At 41.5% G+C, this 15007-nt stretch carries 17 protein-coding genes; 15 read left to right on the top strand and 2 right to left on the bottom strand.

Annotated elements, in window-relative coordinates:
- Positions 1-4 precede the first annotated feature (4 nt).
- Complete coding sequence (locus J0L60_04830) at positions 5-439, bottom strand: hypothetical protein (GenBank protein MBN8545441.1); 435 nt, start codon at positions 437-439, stop codon at positions 5-7.
- Between the two features lie 335 nt (positions 440-774).
- Between J0L60_04830 and J0L60_04825 the strand changes: the two genes are divergently transcribed.
- From J0L60_04825 to J0L60_04760, 14 genes are all read left to right on the top strand, one after another.
- Positions 775-1281 (top strand): cytochrome c, encoded by a 507-nt coding sequence (locus J0L60_04825; GenBank protein ID MBN8545440.1) that lies wholly within the window; start codon positions 775-777, stop codon positions 1279-1281.
- A 20-nt stretch (positions 1282-1301) separates the two neighbouring features.
- Positions 1302-3254: a Sec-dependent nitrous-oxide reductase gene (nosZ, locus tag J0L60_04820; GenBank protein ID MBN8545439.1), complete on the top strand. Its 1953-nt coding sequence runs from the start codon at positions 1302-1304 to the stop codon at positions 3252-3254.
- Positions 3255-3319: 65 nt separating this feature from the next.
- Positions 3320-3898, top strand: a complete 579-nt coding sequence (locus J0L60_04815; protein MBN8545438.1) for a hypothetical protein — start codon at positions 3320-3322, stop codon at positions 3896-3898.
- Positions 3895-4335, top strand: coding sequence for a nitrous oxide reductase accessory protein NosL (locus J0L60_04810; protein ID MBN8545437.1), 441 nt, complete (start codon positions 3895-3897; stop codon positions 4333-4335). Before J0L60_04815 ends, J0L60_04810 begins: the two co-directional genes overlap by 4 nt.
- A 1-nt stretch (position 4336) precedes the next feature.
- A complete protein-coding gene (locus J0L60_04805) occupies positions 4337-5554 on the top strand; it encodes a nitrous oxide reductase family maturation protein NosD (protein MBN8545436.1) in 1218 nt (405 codons plus the stop codon).
- Positions 5551-6273 (top strand): ABC transporter ATP-binding protein, encoded by a 723-nt coding sequence (locus tag J0L60_04800; GenBank protein MBN8545435.1) that lies wholly within the window; start codon positions 5551-5553, stop codon positions 6271-6273. Before J0L60_04805 ends, J0L60_04800 begins: the two co-directional genes overlap by 4 nt.
- Positions 6261-7052 (top strand): ABC transporter permease subunit, encoded by a 792-nt coding sequence (locus J0L60_04795; GenBank protein ID MBN8545434.1) that lies wholly within the window; start codon positions 6261-6263, stop codon positions 7050-7052. The genes J0L60_04800 and J0L60_04795 overlap by 13 nt, the downstream gene beginning before the upstream one ends.
- Positions 7053-7059: 7 nt before the next feature.
- Positions 7060-7539 (top strand): Rrf2 family transcriptional regulator, encoded by a 480-nt coding sequence (locus tag J0L60_04790; protein ID MBN8545433.1) that lies wholly within the window; start codon positions 7060-7062, stop codon positions 7537-7539.
- 33 nt (positions 7540-7572) lie between these two features.
- Positions 7573-8121, top strand: coding sequence for a DUF2249 domain-containing protein (locus J0L60_04785; GenBank protein ID MBN8545432.1), 549 nt, complete (start codon positions 7573-7575; stop codon positions 8119-8121).
- A 1-nt stretch (position 8122) separates the two neighbouring features.
- Positions 8123-9388: a hypothetical protein gene (locus J0L60_04780; protein ID MBN8545431.1), complete on the top strand. Its 1266-nt coding sequence runs from the start codon at positions 8123-8125 to the stop codon at positions 9386-9388.
- A 7-nt stretch (positions 9389-9395) separates the two neighbouring features.
- Positions 9396-9701, top strand: a complete 306-nt coding sequence (locus tag J0L60_04775) for a metal-sulfur cluster assembly factor (protein MBN8545430.1) — start codon at positions 9396-9398, stop codon at positions 9699-9701.
- A 62-nt stretch (positions 9702-9763) separates the two neighbouring features.
- Positions 9764-10081: a cupin domain-containing protein gene (locus tag J0L60_04770; GenBank protein MBN8545429.1), complete on the top strand. Its 318-nt coding sequence runs from the start codon at positions 9764-9766 to the stop codon at positions 10079-10081.
- 129 nt (positions 10082-10210) lie between these two features.
- Complete coding sequence (locus J0L60_04765) at positions 10211-12439, top strand: TonB-dependent receptor (GenBank protein MBN8545428.1); 2229 nt, start codon at positions 10211-10213, stop codon at positions 12437-12439.
- Positions 12436-13404 carry a DUF4249 family protein gene (locus J0L60_04760; GenBank protein ID MBN8545427.1) on the top strand — a complete coding sequence of 323 codons (969 nt, stop codon included), beginning with the start codon at positions 12436-12438 and terminating at the stop codon, positions 13402-13404. Before J0L60_04765 ends, J0L60_04760 begins: the two co-directional genes overlap by 4 nt.
- A 409-nt stretch (positions 13405-13813) precedes the next feature.
- On the opposite strand, the gene J0L60_04755 is transcribed toward J0L60_04760, so the two are convergent.
- Positions 13814-14218 (bottom strand): hypothetical protein, encoded by a 405-nt coding sequence (locus J0L60_04755; protein ID MBN8545426.1) that lies wholly within the window; start codon positions 14216-14218, stop codon positions 13814-13816.
- Positions 14219-14424: 206 nt separating this feature from the next.
- Between J0L60_04755 and J0L60_04750 the strand changes: the two genes are divergently transcribed.
- A complete protein-coding gene (locus tag J0L60_04750) occupies positions 14425-14844 on the top strand; it encodes a DoxX family protein (protein MBN8545425.1) in 420 nt (139 codons plus the stop codon).
- Positions 14845-15007 lie beyond the last annotated feature (163 nt).

Raw genomic sequence — 15007 nt, 5'->3', positions numbered from 1 at the left:
GGATTTAGACTTCCTTATCTCTCATAAAAGCTTTTAACTGTTTTTCTTTGTTTTCCTGATTGCTCTCTGTGAATCTGATGATTACATAAGCTACAAGTCCAAAAAGAAATACAAATAGAAGCATCCAGGCGTTCGCCTCGAGAGTACCCATGATGGCTCTGTAAATCTCGAGTGCCCATCTCTCATCTGTCAACAAATAGGTGTACGCACCTGTTTTTTCGTTTGTGTTCAGGTATTTTTCCAGATCCCAGATTCGCACTCCGCCCGAGATTCCCACAACAAATATTGTGAAAAGAATGTACCTGCTCCATGCTATGTATATGTCTTCCTTCACCAAACGGTTGAAAATGGTATCCAATGGTTTCCTGAATGCATATGCAATGATAGCACAGGTTAGGAAGCTGACGAGAAAGTTAAAGATTAAAAGTGTGATGAACATTTTGTTCCTCAAAGGTTATTAAATTGTCTGTCGTATTTTACGGAAAAATCCTGAATTATGTTCCATTTTTTAATGCAGTAATGCAATAATGCAGTAATCCAATAATCCCCTGCCAAAAAATATTTAAAAAAATCCTTGACATTGGTTAGGAAAAACCCTATATTTGAATCAGACTTTTTTATCTGATTATAAATTCAACAGGAGATTCTTTGAAAACAGCTCAAAAAATGAGAAATCAATTTCAGATTTTGTCGATTTCCTTCTTTACCTGATCTGTTTGAAAAAATTTTGAAGTATAATCAGACTTTTTTATCCGTTTTCATAAAGGAGACAACATGTCTATCAAATCAATTTATTCAGTATTCTTTTTCGTAATGTTTATGGTAATAGTTGCAGGAATCGCCGGCTGTGGAGGCGGAGATTCGCAGGCTAAAAAGAAATCAAATGCTGCGGGAAGTGAAGAACAGGTTGCTGCAAACACCTCTGGCCTCTCGGATTTCGAACTCGAGAATGGGATTGGTCCCGTCAAAGAGAAGCTCACCCTGGGAGAAATCGACCTTGCAAAAGCTTCAAAAGGTGAAAAGATTTTCAATGAAAAGTGCTCTGCCTGCCACAAACTCGATGAAAAATACACAGGTCCTCCCCAGCGGGATGTGACGAGCAGAAGATCTCCCGAATACATCGTAAACATGATGTTGAATCCCGAAGAGATGTTGAAAAAACATCCTGAAGCTCAGAAGATGCTTGCACAATACATGACACAAATGCCTTCACAAAATCTTACAAAAGATGATGCCTTGGCAGTACTGGAATATTTCAGATCAGTAAACAAACCCAAATAAACTTAACCGAAGGCAATATCATGAAAAAGATGATCCAATTTTTGCTGGTTGCAGCATTTATCCTCCCGGTGATACTGATTACCGGATGCGGGAAATCCTCGTCAGCTCTCGATACAGGCGATGCCCCTCAGCGTGTTTATGTAAAGCCCGGAGAGTATGATGAATTTTATACTTTCATGTCGGGCGGGTTTAGCGGTCAGGTCTCAGTTTACGGAATCCCTTCGGGAAGATTGTTCAAAATCATTCCCGTTTTTTCCCAGAATCCCGAGACAGGTTATGGTTATTCGGAAGAAACCAAAGCAATGTTGAACACTTCTCATGGATTTATTCCATGGGATGATGCCCACCACCCATCGCTCTCACAAAAAGAGGGAATGGCTGACGGCAAGTGGCTCTTCATCAATGCAAACAACACCCCAAGAATAGCCAGACTCGACCTTAAAGACTTTGAAACTGCCGAAATAATTGAAATTCCGAACTCAGCAGGCAACCATGGTTCACCATTTACCACTGAAAATTCTGAATATGTGGTGGCATCAACACGATTTTCCCTCCCCATCCCAAATGAAGATGTGGACATAAAGTCCTACAAAGAAAACTTCAAAGGAACCATCTCATTTATTAAAGTGGCACCGGAAAACGGAAGAATGAATCTTGAATTTCAAATTCTTGCACCCGGATTCAACTACGATCTCGCCCGTGCGGGAAAAGGCCCTTCACACGGTTGGGCTTTCTTCACTTCCTACAATTCTGAACAGGCAAACACTCTGCTCGAAATCAATGCTTCAAAAAATGACAAGGATTTTATTGCAGCCGTAAACTGGAAAAAAGCAGAAGAGTATCTGAAAGCAGGAAAAGCCAAAGATATGCCCGCTGACTACTACCACAATTTTGTCGATGAAAAAACAAGAGTTGCCAAGTCGGAAAACATAAAGACAGTGAAAATTCTCGACCCAAAAGACTGTCCCGGAATGATCTACTTTCTGCCGACTCCAAAATCACCTCACGGAGTTGATGTCGATCCAACTGGTGAATATATCGTAGCGGGTGGTAAACTCGCCACAGTTCTCCCCGTTCATTCCTTCACCAAAATGATGGATGCCATCAACAATAAAAAGTTTGACGGTGACATCAACGGTATTCCTGTTCTGAAATATGCCGACATCAACGCAGGTGAAGTGAAAAACCCGGGTTTGGGACCTCTACACACCGAGTTTGATGACAAAGGATTTGCCTACACTTCCGCATTTATCTCCTCTGAAGTGGTGAAATGGAAACTTGGTACATGGGAAGTGGTTGATCGCATCCCCGTTTATTATTCAATAGGACATCTCCTTGTGATGGGTGGAGATACAAAAAAACCGTTCGGAAAATATCTTATTGCCCTCAATAAAATCACCAAGGACAGATATCTCCCCACGGGACCTTCGCTTACCCAGTCGGCTCAACTAATCGACATAAGTGGTGACAAGATGAAACTTTTGCTCGACTTCCCTACCACAGGTGAACCCCACTATGCACAGGGAATTGAAGCCTCGATCCTGAGAAAAGACTTCATGAAAATTTACAAAAACGAGGACAATGGCAACCCCTACGCTACAAAATCGGAAAAAAATGCCAAAGTCGTCAGGGAAGGAAATATTGTCAGAGTTTACATGACAGCTTCCAGAAGCCACTTCAATCCTGATAACATCGAGGGTATCAAAGTTGGCGACAAAGTTTATTTCCATGTAACGAACCTCGAACAGGACTGGGATGTCCCCCATGGTTTTGCCATCAAAGGGATGACAAATTCCGAACTCCTTGTGATGCCGGGAGAGACAAGAACCATACTGTGGGAGCCAAAACAACCGGGAATATATCCGTTCTACTGCTCTGATTTTTGCTCGGCTCTCCATCAGGAAATGTCGGGATATGCCAGGGTTTCGCCTCAGGGTTCGAATGTACCTCTGGCATTTGGAACAGGAAAATAAACTTCTCCGGGAGGAGTCACCTGACCTGATTATTTGACTCCTCCCAAACTATTTAAGACATAACAATGAAAACGAAATCAAAATATTTATCAGCCTTTGCCTCACTTCTTCTTCTTGGAACATTCCTTTTCCCAATCTGGAAGATAGATATTCAGGCACCTCAGTATCCTGAAGGAATGGGGCTATACATCTGGATAAATAAAATCACAGGCGAGGGACCAAACGATCTGAACACCCTGAACGGATTAAATCACTACATCGGGATGAAAACCATAGATGAAGAGTCTATCCCTGAACTCAGGATAATGCCTTACATAATAGTTATACTCACATTTTCAGGACTCCTGGTTGCATGGAAAGGCGGTTCGAAAGCACTTCTTTTTCTGTCGATAGCCATTATTCTGCTGGGTTTGGCAGGCATGTACGATTTTTATATGTGGGAATACGATTACGGACATGATTTGAATCCCAATGCACCCATTAAAGTGCCGGGTATGAGCTACCAGCCACCGTTACTTGGCAGCAAACAGCTACTCAACATCAACGCCACATCCCTTCCCTGGATTGGTTCTCTTTTTATCGCAATCCCTTTGATTATGTTTGCATTTGTTATTTATTCAGAAAGAAAAGGCAAACTAAAATGAAATACGCAACATTCCTCCTCGCTCTAATTTCACTCGTTGTTTCGGGCTGCTCGGGAAAAGATCCTGAACCAATCAACTACGGAAAAGACAACTGTGCTTTCTGCCAAATGTTGATTACCGATCACAGATTCGGAAGTGAACTTATCTCCCCAAAGGGAAAGGTATTCAAATTTGATTCCATTGAATGTCTTGTCGGATATTGTCAAATGCCGGGTAATTATGATGATAAAGAAAGTGCCGTTTTTGTCACATCAATGATCGAACCCGACAAACTCTTTGATGCAAGAACCGGAATGTTCATCGTCAGTAATGAAATAAAGAGTCCGATGGGTGCGCATCTCGCTGTCTTCAGATCCCATGAAAAAGCAATCGGCACCGTCAAGGATAAAAATGCTGTTCACTACAACTGGACAAAACTCCTGAAAGAGCTGAAATAAAATGATCCGGTTACTCCTTTTTTTAACTGTTTCCGTTGTTATAAACGCTTCCTCGATTGTTGTATCGAAGGAGAATGGAATGAGTCTTGAGTCGGCTCTCTCCAAAACAAAAGCGGATACAATCGTGATAAAAAAAGGAGTATATCACTTGCGAAATGTAATTATATCCCGCAAAGTGGTGATAATTGGAGAGAATCTGCCGGTCATTGATGCGGGTGGCAAGGGTTCGATTTTCTTCGTCAGAGCCAACAATGTTACCATAAAAGGTCTAAAGCTGATCAATTCAGAAGTCAATTACAAATTCGAAAACGCTGCTATTCGTTTGGAAGAAGTGAGTGACTGCTCAATTGTCTCAAACGACCTTTACAACAACTTTTTTGGCATCTATTTACAAAAAACAGGCAGAATTACTCTATCCGGAAATAAAATTCTCTCATTTGCAAAGCAGGAGACCAATTCAGGGAACGGCATTCATTTGTGGAATTGTAACTTTACCACCATTTCCGGCAATACGATCTCGGGTCACAGGGATGGAATTTATCTCGAATTCAGTAAAAACAACCAAATCGAAGGCAACTCCGCAAAGAGAAACCTTCGATACGGGCTTCACTTCATGTTCTCTGACAGCAGCAGATACTATAAAAACAGGTTCTCTGAGAATGGTGCAGGAGTGGCAGTCATGTATTCCTCACGCATCGAAATGACAGAAAACATCTTTTTCGACAACAAGGGACCGGCTTCTTACGGTTTGTTACTCAAAGATATCAACTTTTCAACGATCCGTAAAAATACTTTTTCAGGAAATACAAAAGGTATCTATCTTGAGGCATCCGGCAGGTCAAAGATTGAGAACAACATCTTTGTAAACAACGGCTGGGCTATTGAGTTGATGGCAAATTCGATGGACAATGAATTCACAGGGAACAATTTCTATTCCAATAATTTTGATGTCGCCACAAATTCCCGACAAAATTTCAACAAATTTTCAGGCAATTACTGGGACAACTACAGCGGCTATGACATAAACAAGGATGGCTTTGGTGATGTCCCGTATCACCCTGTTTCTCTTTTTTCGGTGATTGTGACAGAGTATAAACCTGCACTTATTCTGATGAGGGGTCTCTTTACACGACTGCTCGATTTCGCGGAAAGGGTATTCCCATCACTTACACCGAAGCAGCTTATTGATGAAAAACCGCGGATGAGGAGTTTGACATGATAAAAACCATTGGACTTTCAAAGTTTTACAAAAAGCAGACCGCTCTTTCCGATGTCACACTCGAGATCGAAAAAAGAAGTGTAACTGCCATTGTTGGTCCAAACGGTTCGGGGAAAACCACCCTTCTGAAATCGATTCTCGGACTTGTCATCCCGAATGGTGGTTCCATTCTTTTTGAGGGCACCTCTGTTAAGAACAACACAGACTACAGAAAAAAGATCGGTTATCTTCCGCAGAATCACGGTTTTCCTGCAAATCTTATGGTAAAAGAGTCAATCAGACTGTTGAAAGATCTTAGAAGCGATATTGAAGATTACGACCTTGAACTCTACGAAAAGTTCGGACTGGAAGAGCATCAAAACAAACAGATAAAGCAGCTTTCAGGTGGTACGCTTCAGAAACTTTCCGCAGCCATTGCATTCATGTTCAAACCGGAACTGTTGATTCTCGACGAACCTACTTCATCCCTTGATCCGGTAGCATCAGGTATACTGAAAGATAAAATCCGGCAGGTTCACCGGTCAGGAACAACTGTAATACTCACTTCACACATTATGCCCGAGGTGGATGAACTGGCAGATCAGGTAATTTTTCTTCTCGAGGGGAAGGTCAGGTACAGCGGCAGCATCGACAATCTGAAAATTTTGAACGATACACCCAGCCTTGAGAGAGCCGTGGCAAGTATCATGACAAAGGGATTTGTACCATGCACGATATGATTAAGATTTTTAAATATCAGATAAGAGATGTACTCAGATCGAGACTGGTGATTTTCTATTTCCTCTTTTTCCTCCTTTTCACATCTTTGATTTTTCACTTCACAAGTGAACCGTCCGGAGTAATAGCCAATATCCTGAGCATTAATGTTTCGTTTGTTCCCTTGCTTACACTCCTGCATGGCACCACTTTCTACTACAACAGCAAGGGATATATTCTCTTTATGCTTACACAACCCGTTCGCAGGATCAACCTCGTGACAGGAATATGGTTCGGTGTTTCCATTCCACTTGTTCTGGCTCAGTTTCTCGGAATACTGATTCCATTTCTCCTGTTTTCTGATATTACGATGGCATTGGCGGCACCACTCGGTTCACTTCTTGTTACGGGAGCATTTATCACATTCATTTTTCTTGCGATAGCTTTCTTAATCGCAATTTTTCAGGACGACAAGGCAAAGGGTTTTGGACTCTCTCTTTCCCTCTGGTTTTTGCTTGCCCTTCTCTATGACGGGATCATTCTTGCAATCTCGATCTACTTTGCCGACTGGCCTCTCGAACTCCCTCTGCTGATAATCAGTTCTTTCAACCCGATTGATCTCGCAAGAATTTTCTGCCTGATTCACCTCGATTCTGCTGCACTCATGGGCTACACAGGTGCAATTTTTCAGGAGTATTTCCAGTCGGCAACAGGAACCATCATCTCTGCCTTTGCTCTCTGTTTGTGGACTGTGTTGCCTCTTTCAGCCGCACTTCTGAAATTCAACAGGAAGGATTTTTAGGACCAATATGATTTTCTCAAAGAAATGTGAATACGGACTTCAGACCGTTCTGCTTCTCTCTACGCTTCCCTCGGGAACGACAATATCTGCAGGAGAAATTTCGGGTATCCTGAACATCCCTAAAGATTTCACGGGAAAAATCTTACAACAGCTTACCACATCGGAGCTGATTGATTCAAAAAGGGGAAATGGAGGTGGCTTCAATCTTGCCCTTCCCGCTTCACAGATCAAAATGATCGATATCATCAATGCCCTCGACGGACTCGAGGTTTTCAACATGTGTGTCCTCGGATTCAATAAATGCAATCCGGATGACCCCTGTCCTGTTCATCACCAGTGGAGCAACCTTCGGGCGACAGCTTATGAACTTTTCTCGAACACCAACCTTGAGGAGGTGAAGGAAAAATCGATCACAAAAATCAAAAATATCTTTGATGACGAAATTAAGCTTGCGATGGTCAGGAAATCCAATAATCCAATAATGTAGTAATCCAATAATCCAATAATTTTGAGGTTTAGAATGTCAGGAAATGAAATAAATGGGAATTTAGTGGAATTTATCGCAAATTCTCCGAAGCTTAAACTGGATGTAAGAGAGACTCTCGCAGGTGGGGTTGATCCTTTTCATCTGATAATGGACCATATTTCCATTTTGAAAGAAGGAGAAGTCTTTCACCTCGTCAATTCCTTTGAACCAATGCCTTTGTACACAGTACTTGCAAAAAGGGGTTACGACCACCATACCGAAGTTGTTGATTCCGTCTTCAACATCTATTTTTTCAGGTCTGGCGATACGCTAAGTGCATCGCAAGATGAGCACAAAACAACATCAAAAGAACCAGAGCGACCCGATGTGATCGAGATGGATGTAAGAGACCTTGAGCCCCCTGAGCCAATGATTAAAATACTCGGCAAAGTAAGAGAACTTGACGAAAAAACAATCCTTCTCGTTCACCACCACAGAGAACCAATGATGCTTTATGAGAAACTTGATGAGATCGGTTTTCAGGCTATTACGACTAAAATAAATGACAATTATTACAAAGTAGTTATCTCAAAGAAAGATTAGCATGGTTCCGGGATTCGCAACAAAACTTTCACCCTCGTTCAGGCTTGTTTCGACTTATTTTATTTCAGCGATTGTCTCTCTTATAGCGGTTTGTATTATGCTGCTTTTGAGTTATGATGAGATCACAGGACACCATTTCTCTCCAAAATTGCTTGCGATCACTCACATGACCGTTCTTGGCTGGATAGCCCTGACTATTTTTGGTGCAATATTCCAGTTGATTTCCATAATTCTAAAGGTGAAACTCTTTTCGGAAAAACTTGCTTTCGCGCAGTATGCTTTCCATATATCGGGGATGATTTTGCTCGTTTATTCATTTTGGGTGTTTTCATTCGGTGCCCTGATGATATCGGGAGGATCACTGATTGTGATATCGGTGGTTCTTTTTCTCATTAACATGGCAGTCACCCTTAGCAAGCGAAAGAAAAACAACCTTACCGGACTTTTTCTGATGGCATCAAATATCCATCTGTTCCTCGTGGTGGTGCTTGGCCTGCTTCTCGCCATCAATCTAGGTATCCCCTTCATTCCGGGTGATCATCTGAGTCTCCTTACCGTTCATGCCCATATCGGAATAGCAGGGTGGATTGGGATGGTAATAGCCGGTGTCTCATTGAAACTCATTCCTATGTTTACACTGTCCCACGGCTTTTCTGTAAAACCGGCATGGGGAGTTTTTATCCTCGTCAATTCGGGCGTTCTTGGTTTTTCACTTTTTAGAATTGCAGGTTTCGGAAGTGCGGGTGACTATGTGTTTGTCCCCTTCCTTGCTGCGGGATTCATTCTTTTCTTTGTTCAGATTATTTTGATAATCAAAAAGCGGATGAAGAAGAATCTCGACCTCGGGATAAAATTTTCTATGTTTGCCTATTCAGCCCTGCTTGTTGCTGTTCTGCTTAGTGCGACATTCTTTTTCGGACATTACGATAGTGTTCAGAAGTTGAATTTTCCCGTTCTTTATGGTTTTATTCTGATTTTCGGTTTCATCACTCAACTGATTCTTGGACAGATGTACAAAATTATCCCGTTCCTGATCTGGTTCCACTATTACAGTTCTCAAGTCGGTTTGAAGGATGTCCCTTTGCTGAAAGACCTTTATAACAGGAATCTCTCAAAAACGCAGTACTACATCACAAATTTTTCGATTCTTCTGATTGTCATCGCAATTCTGATTAACTTACCATCCTTGATTTTGGCGGGATTTTCCTTCTACTTCACGGGGATTATCCTTTTTTCATACAATATTCTTTCAATCTATAAAAGGTGATGACTTGATACCATCCAATGAAGCCGTTCTAAAATCTTTGGAAAATGTAATTGACCCTGAACTCAACTTGAACATAGTTGAACTGGGTCTGATCTACGATGTGATCATCAGGGAAGATGTAATCCTTGTCAGAATGACCCTCACCACTCCCGGCTGCCCCATGCACGACAGTATTCTTCAGTGGGTCGAGAGAAATCTCCAAACAGGTTTCCCCGAATACAGAATATTTATCGATCTTGTCTGGGAGCCACAATGGAATCCCGAAAAGATGTCACCGGAGGCAAAAAACAAACTCGACATGATGTTTGAGTGAATGCAGTAATCCAATAATGCAATAATGCAGTAATCCAATAATCCAGTAATTTGAGGCATAAAATGTTAAATATAGATATAAATGGAAATCTTTCCGAATTAATCAATTATTCAGAAAAATCGATTGTAAGCAGACAACTGTTAAAAAACACATCGGGAAATGTCACCCTGTTCGCTTTCGACAAAGATGAAAATCTGACCGAGCACACTTCCCCATTTGATGCTCTTGTTAATGTAGTCGAAGGGAAAATGGAAATCAAAATTGGTGGTGAACCCTTCGTTGTCGAAACAGGATCGATCATAAAACTCCCTGCAAATGTACCTCACGGGTTAATCGCTCTCGAAAAAACCAAAATGATGCTCATTATGATTAAAGGATAATATTATTTCTACAAAAAAATATCTGCCAATTCCTTAATATTAGAGAAATAATTTGTCTTTTTATTGAATAACCGGTTGCCTTCCAAAGAGCGCAACCGGTTTACCGTTTCTCACAGAGGAGTTTTCCGTTTGAAATTTTTTCCTGTTCTGTTTCTGTTCTCTTCATTTCTTATTTTTTCACAAGCAAACCCCGAACCATACAAAGCCACTCTAAGAGGATTTGTCTCCGATTCCACAAACGGTGAGGCAGTGATCTACGCCAATGTGGTAATCAAGGGTACAACGACAGGTGCCACTACCAACACTTCGGGATATTACATCATCACTTCAGTACCCGATGGCAAGCAGACCATTATCTATTCTATGGTCGGATACAAAACAAAGGAAATTTCGGTCGATTTGCCCGCCGGTAAAATCACACAAATAGATGTGAAGCTGGTTCCATCCTCATACACAACCCAAACCCTTACCATTTACGGCGAAAAAACTGTCGAAGCCAATGCTACTGATCTTGGGCTCGAGAAAATTACCGCCCAGGAAATAAAACTTCTTCCAAAGGGAGTGGAAGCCGATATTCTCCGGACTCTGCAGTATACTGCAGGAGTCAGCACAACGGGTGATGTTTCGGCCCGTTATTTCGTAAGAGGAAGTGACAATGAACAGAATATTGTTCTCCTGAATGGTGCCACCATTTACAATCCGTTCCACGCTCTTGGCATCTTTTCCGTTGTCGATCCCGAAATCGCTTCTGCACTCGAATTTCACAAAGGGGGCTTCTCTGCCGAACACGGGGGAAGACTCTCGTCGGTGCTCGATATTATCACAAAAGACGGCAACAAGAACCACTTCAGCGCCGGCCTGAATGCATCTCTCCTCTCAGGAAAAGCTTTCGTGGAGGGACCAATACCGGGCGGAAGTTTTATTTTGACCGGAAGAAAAAGCTATTTTACTGAAACTCTGAAAAAATTCCTGAACAACAAAACTTCCCCTTTCGATTTTTACGATTATTCCTTCAAGGTAAACTACAGCAATCCTGAAATACTTGAAAACTCAAAATTTGTCTTCCATCTCTTTGGGAGTCAGGATGATCTTAAAAACAACAACCCTGTTAAAGAAGATTATTCCCTAAAAAACAATGTCTTCGGTTTGAACTGGTACCAGGTTTGGGCTGCTCCGATTTTTTCCGAAATGACTTTTTCCCTTTCATCTTTTGATGCAGCAGTCACTCCAAATCTTAGTAATGTGAAAGACAGGAAAAATTCGGTTACAGATTTCTCTTCGAAATGGAATTTTACTTATATCTTCGATTCGAGAGATGAGCTCGGAGTCGGACTTCACACCACGGTGTTCAATTCAACTCTCGATCAGGAAAACCTGCGCGGCTCAAGAACCAAACTCGAGTCGAGTGGTGTCTCGATGAATATCTATTTGAAATATAAATTCCTGACATTTGAAAATTTTGGGCTTGATGTCGGCGCACGAATTCTGATGACTACCCTGACAAAAAACCGCGCGGGATTTATCGAACCCAGAATTAAATCCACTTACAAACTGACTGACTGGCTCACTGTAAAAGCCTCTTTTGGCAAATATTCACAGGAAGTAACCACTCTGGTTGATGAAAACGACCTCCTTTCCATTTTTGAGCCCTGGATTGTTGTGCCCGATTATCTCACGACTCCTGAGGCTTATCATTACATTGCAGGAGTGAAAATCGCTCCACTTCCCGGTATTGTTCTCGAACTCGAAGGATACTACAAAGATATAAGGAACCTGACCGATTTTAATGACCGTAAATTTACCGCAGGAGACCCTGATCTGATTCAGTTGAACGGGGAGTCGTACGGTTTTGAAGCAGACCTGATAATGCAGTCAGATATGTTTTACTTCAAAGCCGGTTACTCACTCGGATGGGCTTATAAATTCAAGGATGGTGCCAGATACTCACCAAGGTATGATACACGACATTCCCTCAATTCCATTCTCGGATTTAATCCGGGAGACGGCTGGAATATTTACCTCACCTGGAATTTCTCGACAGGAAGACCCTACACTCCACTTGCAGGATACCTCGACCGGTTCAGAATAGATGATTTTTGGACACAGTGGCTCGCTCTCGGGCAGTATGACCCTAAAAGCCTCTACGGTCTTGTAAATTCCGAGCGATTCCCTGTTTATCACAGGATGGATATCGGAGTCTCAAAAACACTTTTTATTTATTTTATGGCTTGCACACTCGATTTCAGCATTATAAATGTTTATGACAGAAGAAATATCTTCTATTTTGACGACAAAACGGGTGAACGGGTTGATATGCTCCCCTTCCTTCCATCCCTTTCCCTGAAGGTGCAAATATGAAAAATCTCGCTTTTAGTTTAACTCTGCTGGCTGCAATTCTTTGCTTTACGGGATGTGATTCATCTTTCGATCCCAAAAAGAATTACGAGGAAAAGTACATACTCAATCTGGTAATCAAAGGTGACTCTGTCAAACAGATCGCGATTGCCGCCAAAACCTATGATGTACCGGGATTTAATCCCAACGAAAATTCCGTTTCTCCGTTTATCCAGGGTGCAACCATTTCCATCTATTCAAAATTCTACGATAACACCTACACTTTTAAGGATTCGACCTCCACAGCAATCGGACAAAAGTTTGGGGCTCCCGCACCAATTTATGTCCTGAACCAGATGAAAGCCCGTGTGAATGATACCCTCACTCTGACTGCTGTTATGCCCGACGGTAAGGTTCTTAAATCGAAGTGTGCTGTTCCCCGTGATCTGGATTTTAAGCTGTCGAAGAATTTTATCTCCACAATTACCCAAAATCCATCGGAGAAAGCTCTTACCATTCAGTGGTCGGGTTCACCGGATAATATTTATGTTCCAAAGCTTGTCCTCTACTACGCTACTGATAAAAACGGTGTGGTGAAGGGATATAAAAAAGAGATACCTCTCAAGTTTGCCGATGTGTCAGGTACACAAAAACCTCTATACCCGGGAGTAACAAGAGACAAGATTTTAATCTACGAGTATGCTGCAATTAACAAAATAATGTCGGAGATTTCGGCAGGTGATCAGGACAAGTATTCCTATGTAATTCAGGATGCCGTTCTTGAAGTGCTGGTTATGGATAAAAATCTCGGGAATTATTACGGCTCGACCGAGGGATATCTCGATGACTTTTCTGTAAGGCTCGATGAGGTCATTTTCTCCAATATAGAAGGAGGTCTCGGTGTCTTTGGAGCATACCTTGTCTCCTCCCGAAAAATAAATATCGAAGAGAATTTTGTTCAGTCGTTTGGTTACAGAAGCAGATTGTAAATTTTATATGTTGTAATATATAAAATTTACAAAGTGATCGTAAGATATTTTTTAGTAAGAAGTTATGAATGTCGAATAAGAGAGGTTCCTCTATCCACATGTCGCCACAAGGGCTTTTTTGGTGATGGTCGGCATTCTTCTATCCATATGTCGCCCGGAGGGCTTTCTCGAGGTTGAGTGCCGTATTTCTACCCATATGTCGCCCGAAGGGCTCTGACAAAAAATCCGTTTAATCCGTGGAAAATCCGTTTAATCCGTGTAACCATTTTCCCATCTGCGTTAATCTGTCAAATCTGCGTGCATCTGCGTCCTTTAAAATAAAAAACCGCCCTTTTTTAGGGGGCGGCACCGGGCTTTGCATTATTGAGGTAATGCGAAGGGGTAATGATTTATGCGAAATATCTTCTTTTTACTCTGCGGGCACTGAATATGTTCTGTCCATTTTGATTTGCTCTGTGATGGCATACATCATTCTGCGTGCCTCGTCATCCTTCTCCATTTTTGCCATTGTCTCGATGGTTCCAAAGAAATTTTCATCACCTGTTTTAAAGAGAGAAAGGGCTATCAGGATTTTAGTTGAGGGATCAAGTTCCTTTTTCATCTCTTCTGCAAGAAGTGGAGCGACTTCCTTTACTTCGTAGAGACCGGCCATATAAATCGAGCTTTTTCTCAAGCCTGCGTTATTTGATGTGATACCGTTCTTTAACGATGTGATCGAATTCAAATTGATTCGATCTGTACTCTGAGATTTAATCTCAGGTGTTGCTGCAATGAGCATTAAAACTACAACGATGGTGCTGGTTAAAGTTTTCATTGCTGTCTCCCGGTCGTTTGTGATTGAAATTATTGTTAAACTCTGAGTTCAAGTTACTCCTCAAAATTGTAACATGTGCCACCGTCAGGTAAACCTTTGTAAAATAATGTAACCGTTTACTTTCTTTTGTCTATATTGAAGGAACTCTTTTATAAAATTACATGTTATAACATATAATTCACATAACTTCAATACAGGAATAAAAAATGAACGATCTCGGAATACTTATTCTCAGAATTTTTGCTGGCGGCTTCATGGCATTCGGTCATGGCTATGGTAAATTTTTAAACTACTTTTCAGGGGAGGAAATAAAATTTCTCGATTTCCTTGGAATTGGCATGAAAGCGAGCTTCTTCCTCGCAATGTCAGCAGAATTCTTTATGGCAATTTTTATCGTACTTGGGCTTTTTACGAGAACAGTTGCAATTCCACTCATAATCACGATGGCTGTCGCTGCATTTATTGCGCATGGGGCTGATCCTTTTCAGAAAAAAGAGATGGCGCTGCTCTACCTGACAGTCTTTGGCACCCTCTTCTTTACCGGCGGTGGTAAATACTCCCTGTCTGCACTTCTCGCAAACAAAATTCCTTCAGGCAATAATACGGTATCATTTTTGGTAAAATAACAGCCTGATAGCAGTTATAAAACAAGATATCCCATAGTGGCGGAGAGTTGGCAAACCATTTCAACCTCCGCTTTCTTTATTACACATCCCTCTCAGCCTGATTCTTTAATCAACAGCTAAATGTTTTGTAGTCTCCCTTCTAATGATTAATTTTAGATGCTGT

This window comes from Ignavibacteria bacterium, assembly GCA_017302895.1.
In the GTDB taxonomy this organism is placed as follows: Bacteria; Bacteroidota; Ignavibacteria; order Ignavibacteriales; family Ignavibacteriaceae; genus UTCHB3.
The sequence above is the reverse complement of the archived record's forward strand: the minus strand, read 5'-3'. Positions and strand labels throughout refer to the sequence as shown.

Coding starts and splice junctions, on each gene's coding strand:
- J0L60_04760 (MBN8545427.1), top strand. CDS start 12,436: ATGAAAAATCTCGCTTTTAGTTTAACTCTGCTGGCTGCAATTCTTTGC.
- J0L60_04750 (MBN8545425.1), top strand. CDS start 14,425: ATGAACGATCTCGGAATACTTATTCTCAGAATTTTTGCTGGCGGCTTC.
- J0L60_04825 (MBN8545440.1), top strand. CDS start 775: ATGTCTATCAAATCAATTTATTCAGTATTCTTTTTCGTAATGTTTATG.
- J0L60_04805 (MBN8545436.1), top strand. CDS start 4,337: ATGATCCGGTTACTCCTTTTTTTAACTGTTTCCGTTGTTATAAACGCT.
- J0L60_04785 (MBN8545432.1), top strand. CDS start 7,573: ATGTCAGGAAATGAAATAAATGGGAATTTAGTGGAATTTATCGCAAAT.
- J0L60_04830 (MBN8545441.1), bottom strand. CDS start 439: ATGTTCATCACACTTTTAATCTTTAACTTTCTCGTCAGCTTCCTAACC.
- J0L60_04780 (MBN8545431.1), top strand. CDS start 8,123: ATGGTTCCGGGATTCGCAACAAAACTTTCACCCTCGTTCAGGCTTGTT.
- J0L60_04755 (MBN8545426.1), bottom strand. CDS start 14,218: ATGAAAACTTTAACCAGCACCATCGTTGTAGTTTTAATGCTCATTGCA.
- J0L60_04795 (MBN8545434.1), top strand. CDS start 6,261: ATGCACGATATGATTAAGATTTTTAAATATCAGATAAGAGATGTACTC.
- J0L60_04800 (MBN8545435.1), top strand. CDS start 5,551: ATGATAAAAACCATTGGACTTTCAAAGTTTTACAAAAAGCAGACCGCT.
- J0L60_04815 (MBN8545438.1), top strand. CDS start 3,320: ATGAAAACGAAATCAAAATATTTATCAGCCTTTGCCTCACTTCTTCTT.
- J0L60_04770 (MBN8545429.1), top strand. CDS start 9,764: ATGTTAAATATAGATATAAATGGAAATCTTTCCGAATTAATCAATTAT.
- nosZ (MBN8545439.1), top strand. CDS start 1,302: ATGAAAAAGATGATCCAATTTTTGCTGGTTGCAGCATTTATCCTCCCG.
- J0L60_04810 (MBN8545437.1), top strand. CDS start 3,895: ATGAAATACGCAACATTCCTCCTCGCTCTAATTTCACTCGTTGTTTCG.
- J0L60_04790 (MBN8545433.1), top strand. CDS start 7,060: ATGATTTTCTCAAAGAAATGTGAATACGGACTTCAGACCGTTCTGCTT.